Below are 12,693 nucleotides of genomic sequence, written 5' to 3'. Positions count from 1 at the left end.
GCGGCCGCCCTCAGTGGTCGTGGTCGGCTTCGGCCTTGCCGAGCTCGGCCTTCAGGACGAAGGAGTTGGCCACCGCGACCTCGTCGCCGGGCTCCAGGCCGGCGACGACCTCGTAGGCATCGTCGTCCGCCTTGCCGAGGGTCACCTCTCGCTTCGAGAAGCCCTCCTCGGTCCGCACGAACACCACCTTCTCGCCGCCGATGGTCTGGATGGCGGACTTCGGCAGCCGCACCGCGACCTTGTCCTGGGCGATCTCGATCTCGGTCGTGACGAAGGTGCCCGGGCGCCAGGACATGTCCTTGTTCGGCAGGGCGACGATGACCCGGGCCGAGCGCGTCTCCGGGTTGAGGATCGGGCTGACGAAGACGACCTTGCCCTCGGGGCGGGGAGCGTCCTCGCCCCCGACGATAGTCACCCTGGCGCCCTCGCGGACCTTGGACAGCTCGGTGGTGGGGACGGGGAGCTCGATCCAGAGGGAGGAGAGGTCGGCCACGGTATAGACGTCGGCCGGGTCCCCCTCGCTGCCGACCTTCGTTCCGACGTCGACCTTGCGCTCCACGATCCGCCCCGCGAGGGGGGACCTGAGCTCGAAGCGGCGAAGCGACGACAAGTTCGGAGTGGTTTCGTCCTTCTTGGCCGCGGCGGCGACCTCGGTCGCGTTCAGCCCGAGGGCCGATAGCTTCTGGCGGGAGAGATCGACCCGCAGGCCCGCCTCGGAGTAGGCGGCCTTCGCGTTCAGGAAGGCCGATTCCGCCGAGATCCTCTTGTCCCAGAGGGCCTGCTGCCGGTCGAAGTTGGTCTTTTCCAGATCCGCCTTGACCGTCGCGGTGAGGAAGTCGCTCTTGGCATCCGCGACCTCGCGGCTGTCCAGGACGGCGACGATCTCGCCCTTGGCGACGTCCTCGCCGAGACGCTTGCGCATCTCCGCCACTGTCCCGGCGACCCGCGCAGGCACCCGGGCGATCCGGTCGGCGTCCTGGGTGATGGTGCCGGGCACCAGGAGATGGCGCGAGAGGATGCCGCCCTCGACATGCGCCAGCTTGATGTCCTGCTCGGCGGCCTGCTCGGCCGTCATCTTGATCTTGCCCTCGCTTGCCTCGTCGTGGCCGTGCGCCTCGCCCTCGGCGTGTTTGTGGTCGCCGTCGACCTTGGTGGCCTGCGCCCCGGTCACGGCCGCGTTGGTCGCCGGAGTCTTGGCCGCGGTGGAGGACAGGCCGGCGGCGGCCAGCGCGCCCCGCACGGTCTCGGACACGCGGGGGACGGCACCGCCGATGGCGACGCCTATGGCCAGGAGGGCCACGGATATGATTGCACGCATGGAAGGGAGGCCGTTCGCATAGGACCGCGGTCACCGCCTGGGGCTGGGTCGACGGTCCGGTTCAAGTCAAGCTCGCTCAAGGAGCCGGCATCCGCTGGGATGTCCGGTCTGCATCCGCCACGGCCGTGGCGGTGCCGCCTCAGGCGCGAGGGGGCCTTGGAAGGCGACCGGCGGAGATCGAGGCTACGGTGACGTCGGCCGTGGCATAGGACGGGCGTCCGGCGGTGGCGATCGGAATCCCGGGTGACGCCTCGATGCCAATGGCCAGATGGCAGCCGCAGGTCGCATGGCAGGCCGGGCACCCGTCGGGCTGGTCCGGCGCACCCTTATGCGAGGACGTGGCGAACGCGGGCGCGTGATCAGGAAGGCGATGGGCGTCGGCGGAGGAAATCGCACAGGGCGCCATGAGCGCCAGGAGGAGGACGAACGACAGCAGGCGGACGGCGGTCGCCCACCAGCCGCGCGACGCCTCGTAGGCCCTGATCGGGAATCCCGCGCTCATGACTGCCTTATGGACGATCCGGAGGCGCTCGTACATGCCGGACGGGCGTCCCAGGGCGCCTATCCGAATGCCGACATGCTCGGGGGTGCGTCCGCGGAGACGTCGCCCCCCTCTGCGTCTGGGGTCGCCGTAGCGTCGCGATTCCCGGCCGCCCGAGCAGGTCGGCGAGGAGCGGGACCGGGCATCGGACATGCTGCGCACCTAGTTTGGAACCGGTCCTGGCGATCGTCCGACAAGCCGAAGATGGAGCTGGGTTAGGCACGGGCGGCCCCTTCCACGAAGGGACGGAACCGCGCACCGGCCCATGCGTAAAACCCTCCAGGCCACGCTTACCGGGGATCAACCAAGGGAGCCGGGCCGCCAGCCTCAGCAGAATGCCGCGGTTGAAGTTCGGGTAGCATGGTGCTACCTCTTGGAGGCTGGATGACGCCGCACAATCCCCTGGCAAAGGTCCGCGCGCTCGCCGCCGACGAGGAGGCCTGTTCGTTCTTTTCTCCCGTCCTCGAAGAGCTCAGGACCCGTAAGCTCGACACGGACGACCTGCGGGCGATCATCCAGACGGAATTGGGCGAGGCGCACTTCAGCAAGTCCGAGCCGACGCGAAGACACCACCCGACCACCGTGTCGGACTACTACTCGATCTGGGTCGACGACTGCGCCGACTGGATGTTCCTGAAGCTGCTGGTCACCGGCGCTGACGTCCTGGTCGTCACCTCATTCAAGAAGGATATCGATCGATGACGATGGAGGCCTGCCAAGCCTGCGAGGCGATCGCGGTCTGCGAGCGCGTCGAGCCCTTCGTGGTCGAACGGTCGGGGAAGAGCCTCGCCATCCAGGACCGTCGCATGGCCTGTGCCGAATGCGGGAACGTCAGCTATCAGGGCTCTCAGATCTCCGAGCACGAGCTCGCCGTCGCCAACGCCGTGCGAGAGATGGACGGGCTCCTGTCCGCCGCCGAGCTCAACGCCATCCGCCTCAAGTACAAGCTCCGCCAGGCCGACATGGAACAGATCCTCTCCACCGGCCCGAAGACCTGGACCCGCTGGGAGCGCGGCAAGGTTCCTCAGAGCAAGGTCGCCGACCGCTACATCCGAGCCCTAGCCCGGGACCCCTACCTCGCCCGCCGCGAGATGCTTGCGGCCGGGGTCGTAAACCCGGAGGCCGAGGGCGTCTTCGCCCAGATCGAGCTTGACGATCGCAAGCGCGCCCACGCCGTCATGCGCGACGCCCTCGGGCGGCGCACCGAGATCGACCACGAGCGCTTCGCCGCCCTCGCTGCCGACGCGGCCTTCGACGCCTTCCACGGTAACCACGCGAACCCGGAAGCCGTCGCCGCATGAGCGAGAAGCCTCCCATGGGCGTGCTCCACCACCTTCCGCCGAGGAAACCCCTCGCGGATATGGAGGATTTCCGGCGCGACGTGGGAGAGACCATCGCGGCACAGTTCCGGGAGCAGAACGAGATCCTCCGCGCCGAGCGCGGTGAGCATCTAGCGCGTGTCCGGGAACAGGATGAGCGCCTCCAGCGGCAAGGCGAGCTCATTGAGCGGCTCACCCGCGGCGTCGAGCTCCTCGTCACCGAGATGCACGGCGTCCGGACCGGCAAGGCGGAGGAGGCCTTCGCCCGCGTCGGCGGCGAGAGCGCCGCCCCGGACCTGCCCACCGTCTCCGCGGAGTCCGCAGTGGTCTACATCTGTACCGCGGGCAGTATCGGCCGGAAGCTCGACTTCCGCGCCAGCGAGATCGGTACCCTGCTCGGCGCCAAGGGCCTGCGCTGGGCGGGCAACGGCGCCTACCAGGAACTCGGACGCGAGGTCGGCCCGAACCATACCAAGTTCTGGCACCGCGACGTCCCCGCCCGGCTCCGGCGCGTCCTGGACGAGAACAACCCAGCCCGCCACGGCATCACCGATCGCAGTGTCCTCGCGATCTTCCGCAAGTGGAGCGCCCGCCGGACCGGCGGCCCAGACCTCCTCGACAGCATCGAGGCGCTCAAGGCCTGAGCCCGGGCATCAGTTTCGGTGTGCCGCGGCGATTTGCTGTAACCTTGGTGACGGGGTTTTGATGAAAGCGCATCTAAGAAGCTATAAGCGTTGTCACGCGATCTATCTCATCGGATTGTATTGTACTTGTACATATCCATCCCGGACTAATTATCACGCATTCGCTACGCGAAACTCTCAACGAGAGATAATAATGGCATGATAGGTATCGGAAGCGCAGAATTCTACAAAATATTTCACGAGGAAATAGAAAAACCTCGAGTATTTGCTGATATAAATCAGCTTGCGCCGTCCGACATCGAACTCAGAATTCGCGCAATCTTCACTGGGCATAATTTTGATTTGGATGCTGTCGGCTTCGTACAAGCCTGTATGTATCAGCGAGAACAGAAGCTACCTTTCATAAAAATTGGACCCAAGCGACTTACTGAAGATGTTGACCTACTCGTTAAGGCCGTCGCATTCGGAATAGTTGACTGTCAAGAAATATCAACTGATCTCAGATTTAGTCTGTCAAGACCAGAGTCGAATCTGTATGTAAACGGATTTCCTGCATGTTGTTTGAGAGATATAAATCGGATGCACGATGACGATCAAGATATGGATCACTTAGAATTCACACGATTACACGGAGCAGCCGTGCTCGATCAAATCCAGCCTGTCATTCGTGATTTAAAAACATATTGGGGGAAGGAACCTCTCAATAAAAGCGTCCTGAAAAAGAGGTTGTTTTTACCAATAAAATATCAAACAATTTCAGATATTCTCGAAACTGTCCCCGGTGAAATCATGCAAAGTTCACTAAGAGGACAAATTGAAAGGGCAGCATATGTAAGACATGAAAGATTGAGACTGCTTAGGAGCCCCCGGTTACCTTCGATAGACGATGAAAAGGCGATTTTTGATATTTGAAAAATTGCCTGTTACACTGATCGGCGCGAACTACAAACGGCCGGAAGTGAACAGAAGCCGGGGCTGGCTCAATAGCCGGGAAGTCAGCCGACGACGCTGGTTCCCATCGCGTCGGGAGCCTTCAGGTCACACGACTGCATCCCGTGGGGCGATCACGTTAATTACGCGGCCTCGAAGGGCGGCACGACGACGCTGATGTGCACCCTCGCCCAGGAATTCGCCCCGCGCGGGTTGCGCGTGAACGCCATCGACCCGGCGCCGTGAGGACCGGCATTAACGCGGGCCAGATGCAGGGTAAAAATCTGCGCAGTGCGGTGTCGCAGATCCCGTATGGTCGCATCGGACGGGTCGAGGACATCGCCTCAGCCATCGCGTTCCTAGCCTGCGACCTGTCCGACTACATCGTCGGCGACACCCTTCTCGTCGATGGTGGGACGACCACTCCTGGCACGATGCCTATCGGCGGTAGGCCGGGGCCCGTACCTCCAAATCCGATTGATAGGTGAAAACCGTTAAGGCGCATCAGGGCTCGTCGCGGCCTGCGATGTTCCGGTCGGCATCCCGCTCGAAGGTCGAGGTGGTCAGCGCGTCGGGGATCCGCTCGGCGATCATTAGAAAGGGGCCTTGCATGGTGTCGGGGGCTAGCAGGGCCAGGCTGCCGCGGCGGAGGGCGCCGTCGATCTCAACCAGGTGGCCGCGGCACCTACTGCGGTAGGCGACGATGACAGAAGGCCGTCAAACGCCCTTTTGCTGCTCACGAAGCTGGTCCACCCAGGCCCTCAGGTCCCCGACGGCCTTGAGCAGTTCGTCTGGGCGCAGGGGAGCAGCGTTCCGCCCGGGAGATGGATCGTGGGCTTCCGTCTGATCGCAGCACCGTTTGAAGCCGGCGGCGAAATCCTCGACGTTGGCAACGGTCAGGCTCGCCACCTTTCTCAGGTCCTTGGTGCTGATGTAGTCGCGGTGCCTTTGGATGACGCAGTTGAAGGCCACCTCCTCAAGGGCCCGTTCCCACGTGCTTCGTAACCTGCTGAAGAAGTGGGAGGCCGCAGCCCCGTACTCATCATCCCGATTGTCGTCGTAGAGGACCTTGGCCGCCCGTGCGTCCTTCTCAAGAGCGTCGAGGCGCTCCCGGACCTTAGCCCCGATCCAGGGCAGTCCCTGGTTCACGACGCCCGCGCCGGCAGAGGTGTGGGTGAGCGAGATCAGGGAGACCGGGATCCTGCCGTCGATTGACAGCGCATGCAGGTCGTTCAGGAAGACGAGGTCATGCGTGAAGACGATAATCTGCCGGACGCCCCCTTCCTCGACCAGCCGCTCGGCGACCTTGCGCCGCCACCGATGGTCCAGCGAGGAGACCGGATCGTCGAAGACCAGCGTCGATCCATGAGCCGCGGTAGCGAGCTCGGTCAGGAAGGCGGCCAGGGCCACGCAGGTCTGCTCGCCCTCGCTCAGGATCTCGCCGACCTTCGCCCTCTCGTTGGCGAACAGCCGGACCTGGTACTGCGGGGAGCCGTACCTGCCGCCCGAACGGACGATGTCGACCCTCACCCTGTGGGCGGCCAGCTTCTGGATTTCTTCCTGAAAGCGATCGCGGACCTTCGGCGTGATGACCTTGTCGGCGATCGTGTTGCCGAGCGTCGTGATGGCATTCGTCGCCATCTCGGACAGGCAGTCCTTCAAACCCGCCAGCTCGCTCAGCCGTGCCACCTCGATCCTCGCCTTCGGCAGCAGTGCCTCCAAGAGTGCGCGGTCACGCAACTCGTCCCGTTCCGCAACCAGCCGTACCCGACCGGCGGGATCGACCGCCGTCAGAAGCTCCTTGGCATAGGCCTGCGTATCATCCGCAAGAGTCGTCAGCGTGCCGATGATGCCGGCCGCAACCACGGGCATTGGACCCGCCCCGCGGTCGGCGAGTGCCCGCGTGCAGATCCATCGCCGAAGCCGGACGGTCGCCAGCCCGCGCAGGATCGCGGCGGCGACATCTGGATGGGTCACCGACAGCTGGCGGCGCAGCGGAAACCCGGACATCCGCAGCGACAGACCCGACAGCTTCCCCAGGGCTTCCTCGTAGGCGACCTCGGCCTTCCGCGCCTCGCGCTCGCTGTCGGCCTTCACAAACTCCTCAAAGGTCAGCTTCAGATCCCCGGTCCCTTCGGAGATCGGCTGGTGGCAGAGCACGCAGACCGCTTCCGCGTCCGTCCGCGGGAAGTCGTGCCCCTCGTAGGCGACATGCTCCGAGTAATGCCGCGCCGCGTCCCATAGGGCTCGCCAGGTCGCCTCCCCGACCCCCTTCAGGGCGCTTCCGCCGAAGGCGCGTTCGGCCGCGAGCGAGGCGGCGGAGCGTTTGGAGCGGGCGGTCCCGGCGAGCGCCGCAAGCTGCGCGAGCTCCGCATCCGACACCGCCCCGAAGACCCTATCAAGCTCCTCGGAGAGGCGGCGTACGGCCCGGGCCAGCTCGCGCTGCTCCCCTGAGGCCCGGACCAGGTCGCGGGCCAGGTCCTCCTCAAGCCGGCGAAGCCTTGCGCGCTCCTCCGCTGACAGGTTCGACAGCTTTTCCAGGGGTCCGAGGTCGGTACCCGGAGCGAGCGCGCCGAGAAGCCGCCCGACCCGGGTCCCAGACCCGAACGCGGGTTCCGTGAACGCCGAATCCCGCGCCTGCTCAAGCGCCCCCTGTTCCGCCGTCAGCGCCGTGCGGATCGCTTGGCAGACACCGGCGAGCTCATCGGGGATGTCGAGCCCGAACGGACGGAACGCGACCTCGTTCCTCTCGCGCACATGGACCATTCCGCATTCGCGGTCGAAGACGCTGACGCTGGAAAGGATGGCGTGGGGAGAGCCCGCGTCGGTCCAGGCCAGCGGCGCGATCGGATCGCCCGATACGACGCATCCGATCGTGGCGGATCCCGCATCGGCACCGCCGCCGAAGGCATTCGGCAGGATCTCGCCGGGGGAACGTGCCCGGCACGCCCGCTTCAGGATGCGGGCATACCCGGATTTTCCTACCCCGTTGTCGCCGTAGACGATCGTAATTCCATCGGGTTCAAACGAGAGTTCCTGGCCGGGAGCGAGCCGATTGACGCCCATGACATCCCTGATCGAGGTCAGCGCTACCTTCTCACCGGCGGTGGCCATGGACGGAACATGCTCGGCGCCCAAGGGCGACGGTGTCACCTCGATACCGGGAAAGCCACATCCCCTCTTGCAGAGCAGTGCAAGCTCTTGGTGATCGTCGGCGTCGAGGGTGCGCTTGGCCACTATGCGACGTAGGGCGTCCCGCTGCCAGTCAGGCTTATTCCTCGACCATTGCAGGATGATCTCGAAGACCGAACCCGTCGCCGCCATCGAGACTCGTTCCCCCGCACGGGTTCGAGCTTAGCAGCAGAACCCTCGGATCCGTAAGGGGCGCCGGCGGCGTCGCTGGCTCCGACCCGTCAGTCCTCGGGACGCCGCCTGTAGGCCTTGTCCACTTTGTTGGAGAAGTTCCCGTGGCTCAAGCGCATCTCTATCTTCTTGCGTGGCAATAGAGCGTCAATGGCCTTCTTGGTGGAGCGCCATGCTACTCAAGCTCCGTCGACTAGTGCACTGACTCAGACGGATGGTTCAAGGGTTCGGTTGAGAGCGTCGAAGATGGCAGCGGCGGGTTTGGTCCAGACGAAGGGTCTGGGCCTTTGGTTGTGCTCGACGATGTAGCGTTTGATGGCCGCCTGCAGGTCGACGAGTCCGGTGAAGGTCCCGCGTCGCAACCGGCGGCGTGTGAGGGCGGAGAAGAAGCCCTCGACGGCGTTGAGCCATGAGGCCTATGTCGGGGTGAAGTGGAAAGTCCATCGCGGATGGCGGGCGAGCCAGGCGCGGACCTTCGGGTGCTTGTGGCTGCCGTAGTTGTCGAGCACCGCGTGGATCACCTTGCCCGCCGGCACGGCGGCCTCGACCGCGTTCAGGAAGCGGATGAACTCGCCATGGCGATGGCGCTGCATGCAGCGGCCGAGCACGGTGCCCTCCAAGACGTTCAAGGCGGCGAACAGGGTTGTGGTGCCGTGACGGCTGTAGTCATGGGTCTGGGCGGCGGGATGCCCTGGTCCGAGCGGCTGGTCGGGACGGGTGCGCTCCAGGGCCTGGATCTGGCTCTTCTCGTCGATGGAGAGCACGACCGCATGGGCGGGCGGATCCATGTAGAGGCCGACCACATCCTCGACCTTCTCGGCAAAGGCCGGATCGTGGGATCGTTTGAAGGTGCGAACCCGATGCGGTTGCAGGCGATGCGCCTGCCAGATCCGCTGCACGGAGCGCAACGAGATCCCGGTCTGCTGGGCGACGGCGCGCCCGGTCCAGTGGGTCACCTCGCCGGGGGGCTCCGAGCAGGTCAGCGCCAGCACCTTGGCCACCGTTCGGGTCGGATGGGGTGGGATGCCTGGCGGGCGGGTCCTGTCGCGCAGCAAGCCTTCGACGCCCTCCTCAGCAAAGCGCTGCTGCCAGCGTCAGACGGCGGGCCGACTGACACCGGCCTGCCGGGCCACGTCCTGTACGTTGAGACGCTCGGCCGAGAGCAGAACGATACGGGCCCGCAGGATGTGTTTGAGGGGCCGTGATCGATCCCCGGCGATCTCGGTCAGCTGTGACTGGGCGGTGTCATCGAGGAGCACGCAAACGGTCTGAGCCATCGCACAGACTCGCACACGTCACCCACCACGTGAATCCTCTGATCGCGTCAGTGCACTAGGTCGCCCGCGCCCAAGCCGCCCGGGCCATTTAGCCACTGACCGCCTCCTCGGCATCCGGAGCGACCGCATCATCGAGCGCTACGACGCCGCCCGGGGCGCGGCGATCGCCGATCGGGCCCGCGACGGGGTGGCCCAGCAGATCGCAGTCTCCCACGCCGGCACCATCGAGGCCTTCTGCGAGCGGGTGAAGCCGGCCGCCCCATCCGCCAAGCCTTGCCGCCTCAGCTACCCCGAGGGGATGAAGGACAGCCACGTCCGGACGGAGCTCAGGGCAGGGCACCTGGCGGGCTGGCATTGGGCCCGGCTCTGCTCCGTGGCCGACGCGATGGGCTGCGATCTCGAAGTGACGCTGAAGCCGCGCTCCAAGGGCTGAGAACCCCTCCGAAGGGGCGTCGCGTCAGTCGAGTGTTTTCGACCAGGCCATCTCCTCCCCCCGTTACTCCTATCCGGTGTAACGCGGGAATTGCGAACTCCCGGACCTCAGGGATCCAGTCCGAGGCGGGCCGCGAGGGCGGTCGCGACGGCCTCGCGCCGGTAGACGACCGCCGGCTTTCCGGCCGCGATGGCCCGTTCCGTGCGGGCCTTGAGCGCGGCGGCCGCCGCCAGCAGAACCCTTCCCGCGTCGATCGGGCTCGCGAGGCGGTACCCCTTGGGCGCGCCTGCGATGACGACCGCCAGCCCGTCAGCGATCGCGCGGTCGAGCGTCGCCGGGTCGGGCGCGCCCGCCTCCGCCGCCCGGGCGCGGGAGGCCGCCTTGACGGCGCGGTTTGCCTCGCGTGCACGGGCGGCCGAGGATGAGGTGCGGGGTGCGGTCATGGGCGTAGGATGCCGTGACGAGGTGCAAGGCACCATGACATGTCACGGCATCGGCACTCGCTCGGCACTCCCTCGTGCGCACGTCGTGCTGAGCTCAGCATTTCCTCAGCATATTTTTGGGCGTTTCAGTCTGCATGATCGGCGATTCATCAAGAGCGAAATCGCGATCCGTTCAGGACGCATGCTGCAGCCCCCCCGGAAACGGGGTGTTCACCATCCCATGTGGATCCACGTGGCACCGGGTTGACGGGGAGTCCCGCCCAGGCGCGAATTGGGCGGTGAGATCCGCCCCGCCAGGAGAGACGCCCATGTCGCACCAGACCCGCAGCTTCGCGATCGACAGCAGCATCCGCGTTGGCCAGGGCCTGGCTCTCGGGCACTCCGCGATCCAGGGTGCCTTCGACGGCCTGCGCGCTCGGCAGGACACGGACCGGCACGCCGTCTCGCGCCTCGCCGGCCGCCTCGGGCAAGCCCGCCGGGATGCCGTCGCGGTCGAGGCCGAGGCCGATGCCCTTGCCGCTGAGGCCGCCGAGCTCCGCCTCCTCCTCGGGGCCGCCCTGCAGCGCGCCGCGGCGGCCGAGGCCCGGGCCGAGCGGGCCGAGCGCGCGGTCGTCGCCGCCGCCCGGCGCCAGGGCCTCGTCTAGCCTCAAGCCCCCCCAGACATGCGAAGGGCCCGCCGGGATGACCGGCGGGCCCTTCGTCGTTCGGTCGCTGACACGTCACATGCGGCAGGCGGCGACGCGGGCGTGGGCCTCGGGGGTCTCCAGGAGCCTGTAGGCCTCCTCAATGACCCTCTTGTCGTCTGCGTCGTACTCGCCGGGGCGAGGCTTCGGGGCCTCGGCATCAAGGCGCGCCTGAAGGGACGGCATCAGGGGCAGGCCCCCATGGATCTCCGAGAGGGACTCGGCGCGGAGATGCTGCTCGACGCGGAACGCGGGCACGAATGCCAGATTGCACCGGGCGCCAGTGTCGAGGCCGGCGAGCCAGGATGCGACGTCCCGCGGGAGCGGGGCGAGATCCCTGCCGGAGCGGCCAGTCGGGTCCATCGCGGCTCGGTTGTGCGCGATAACGAGCTCTCCGAGGCCAAGCGCGACCGGGCGCGGGCCGGCCGCGGCGCGGTTGTCGTTGGCCAGGGCGACCTCGGCGACGTCGGACGCGTGGACGGCCGGACGGGGCAGCAGGGCCCCGAGGACACCGCCGATCCCGGAAGCCGTGAGATCCAGCCCCCGAGCCGGGCCCTCCAGGCCGGCTCCGACGGCGGTAGCGGTGCGGTCGACCGCGGCCTTCGCGACGCCGGCGACGCGCTTCACGTCCCCGTACAGGGACACGGCGGCCTCGCGGGCGTCGCCAAAAATGGCGGCGATGAGAGCGGCGATGAAGGCCAGGATTTTCTTGAGGTCGATCATTGCGGGACTGCCTAAGTTGAACTGAGGGAGACGGAGAGACAGGGGCGAGGGTATCGTCAGGCCGGGGCTAGCAAGTCGCCAGCTGGGAGGCGGCGCCGGCCTCGGCGCACCGGGGCCTCGCCGAGGGCGCGCTCGCAGAGCTCGTCGGGCAGCTGCAGCCTGTGCTGATAGATCAGCGCGAGCCCGTGGGCGGCCTCGCCCCGGTCGAGGACCTCGCGCTCGGCGAGGACGTGACCGCTCCAGGTCGTGGTCTGGCTGAAACCCTCGCCGTTCTGGATGGCGGCCCAGTCCTCGTCGAGGGAGGCGAGGTAGCGCAGCCCCTCCAGGGTCGCAGCGCGCACCGCCGGGTCCTCTGACCGGGCGTAGAAGTGCGGCATCGCCGGGCGCCCGATCCTCTGCTCCGCGCGGACGCGGTTGGCCTCGGCGTTGGACAGCCAGCGCTCCGCACGCTCAAGATCGTAGGGCCCCCATTCGGCCCGGTGCGCGGTCTCGGCCGCCTCCGTCAGGGACCGGCCGAACTGCCAGGGTGCCGCCCCGACGAGCGCCTGAAGCCGCTCGCGAATCGGTCCCGCCATCTCGTCGACGCGAGCCTGCGCGGCGAGCCGGCGTTCCTCGGCCCGAGCGTTGGCCTCGTCACGGGCGGCGCGGGCCTTAGCGATTGCGGCGTCGGCCGCCGCCCTGAGCGCCGGGACGTCCACGTCCTCGGCCGAGATCCCCCACCAGCACGGCAGCAGGTTCGGGGTGCCGGCGCGGTCCGTCCAGGAGAAGACCGCCGCGACCATCAAGCCGCGCTCGGCTCGGTAGGCGTCCGAGAAGGTCTGCGGGGCCTCGTCCATGACGAAGAGCGCCATGGCGTGGCCGTAGCGGAGGCGCTCGCCGACGTGGCGCCAAGGGAAGCCGTCGAAATCGAGCGGGGGAGCGGTCAACCGGGGCATGGGGCGTGTCCACAGGGGAAATGGTTAACGCAAGATTATGCTCCGAAATAAGCCCGGCCAATAGTCTTGTTGACAAAGCTGGTG

General features: G+C 66.8%; 12 protein-coding genes and 2 pseudogenes. 7 read left to right on the top strand and 7 right to left on the bottom strand.

Annotated elements, in window-relative coordinates; all coding sequences use genetic code 11:
- Positions 1–10: 10 nt before the first annotated feature.
- Positions 11–1,318: an efflux RND transporter periplasmic adaptor subunit gene (locus MKK84_RS26450; protein ID WP_147840819.1), complete on the bottom strand. Its 1,308-nt coding sequence runs from the start codon at positions 1,316–1,318 to the stop codon at positions 11–13.
- A gap of 139 nt (positions 1,319–1,457) precedes the next feature.
- A complete protein-coding gene (locus tag MKK84_RS26445; RefSeq protein WP_243924975.1) occupies positions 1,458–1,856 on the bottom strand; it encodes a hypothetical protein in 399 nt (132 codons plus the stop codon).
- 387 nt (positions 1,857–2,243) lie between these two features.
- Between MKK84_RS26445 and MKK84_RS26440 the strand changes: the two genes are divergently transcribed.
- The 5 genes and pseudogenes from MKK84_RS26440 (at position 2,244) to MKK84_RS36015 (ending at position 5,240) form a co-directional block, all read left to right on the top strand.
- A complete protein-coding gene (locus tag MKK84_RS26440) occupies positions 2,244–2,561 on the top strand; it encodes a type II toxin-antitoxin system MqsR family toxin (RefSeq protein ID WP_187275328.1) in 318 nt (105 codons plus the stop codon).
- Positions 2,558–3,160: a type II TA system antitoxin MqsA family protein gene (locus tag MKK84_RS26435; protein ID WP_147840817.1), complete on the top strand. Its 603-nt coding sequence runs from the start codon at positions 2,558–2,560 to the stop codon at positions 3,158–3,160. The genes MKK84_RS26440 and MKK84_RS26435 overlap by 4 nt, the downstream gene beginning before the upstream one ends.
- Positions 3,157–3,822: a hypothetical protein gene (locus MKK84_RS26430; protein WP_147840816.1), complete on the top strand. Its 666-nt coding sequence runs from the start codon at positions 3,157–3,159 to the stop codon at positions 3,820–3,822. Before MKK84_RS26435 ends, MKK84_RS26430 begins: the two co-directional genes overlap by 4 nt.
- A gap of 198 nt (positions 3,823–4,020) precedes the next feature.
- Positions 4,021–4,734, top strand: a complete 714-nt coding sequence (locus MKK84_RS26425) for a hypothetical protein (RefSeq protein ID WP_147840815.1) — start codon at positions 4,021–4,023, stop codon at positions 4,732–4,734.
- A 96-nt stretch (positions 4,735–4,830) separates the two neighbouring features.
- Positions 4,831–5,240: pseudogene (locus MKK84_RS36015) on the top strand (SDR family oxidoreductase).
- 229 nt (positions 5,241–5,469) lie between these two features.
- Here MKK84_RS36015 and MKK84_RS26420 read toward each other — a convergent pair.
- Both MKK84_RS26420 and MKK84_RS26415 read right to left on the bottom strand, forming a co-directional pair.
- On the bottom strand, positions 5,470–8,076 hold the full coding sequence (locus tag MKK84_RS26420) for an AAA family ATPase (RefSeq protein WP_147840813.1): 2,607 nt from the start codon (positions 8,074–8,076) through the stop codon (positions 5,470–5,472).
- Between the two features lie 245 nt (positions 8,077–8,321).
- Positions 8,322–9,392, bottom strand: a pseudogene (locus tag MKK84_RS26415) (IS630 family transposase).
- 187 nt (positions 9,393–9,579) lie between these two features.
- On the opposite strand from MKK84_RS26415, the gene MKK84_RS26410 reads away from it, so the two are divergent.
- Positions 9,580–9,825, top strand: a complete 246-nt coding sequence (locus tag MKK84_RS26410; protein ID WP_147840812.1) for a hypothetical protein — start codon at positions 9,580–9,582, stop codon at positions 9,823–9,825.
- Positions 9,826–9,932: 107 nt separating this feature from the next.
- Here the strand turns inward: MKK84_RS26410 and MKK84_RS26405 are convergent, their stop codons facing one another.
- Complete coding sequence (locus tag MKK84_RS26405) at positions 9,933–10,268, bottom strand: hypothetical protein (RefSeq protein ID WP_056250420.1); 336 nt, start codon at positions 10,266–10,268, stop codon at positions 9,933–9,935.
- Between the two features lie 308 nt (positions 10,269–10,576).
- Between MKK84_RS26405 and MKK84_RS26400 the strand changes: the two genes are divergently transcribed.
- Positions 10,577–10,912 carry a hypothetical protein gene (locus tag MKK84_RS26400; RefSeq protein ID WP_056250418.1) on the top strand — a complete coding sequence of 112 codons (336 nt, stop codon included), beginning with the start codon at positions 10,577–10,579 and terminating at the stop codon, positions 10,910–10,912.
- 75 nt (positions 10,913–10,987) lie between these two features.
- Here the strand turns inward: MKK84_RS26400 and MKK84_RS26395 are convergent, their stop codons facing one another.
- Complete coding sequence (locus MKK84_RS26395) at positions 10,988–11,674, bottom strand: hypothetical protein (protein ID WP_147842683.1); 687 nt, start codon at positions 11,672–11,674, stop codon at positions 10,988–10,990.
- A 56-nt stretch (positions 11,675–11,730) separates the two neighbouring features.
- Positions 11,731–12,609 (bottom strand): hypothetical protein, encoded by an 879-nt coding sequence (locus tag MKK84_RS26390; RefSeq protein WP_147842682.1) that lies wholly within the window; start codon positions 12,607–12,609, stop codon positions 11,731–11,733.
- Between the last annotated feature and the right edge of the window lie 84 nt (positions 12,610–12,693).

Origin of the sequence: Methylobacterium sp. E-065 (assembly GCF_022829605.1) — a bacterium.
In the GTDB taxonomy this organism is placed as follows: domain Bacteria; phylum Pseudomonadota; class Alphaproteobacteria; order Rhizobiales; family Beijerinckiaceae; genus Methylobacterium.
This window is presented reverse-complemented; position numbering and strand designations above follow the sequence as displayed.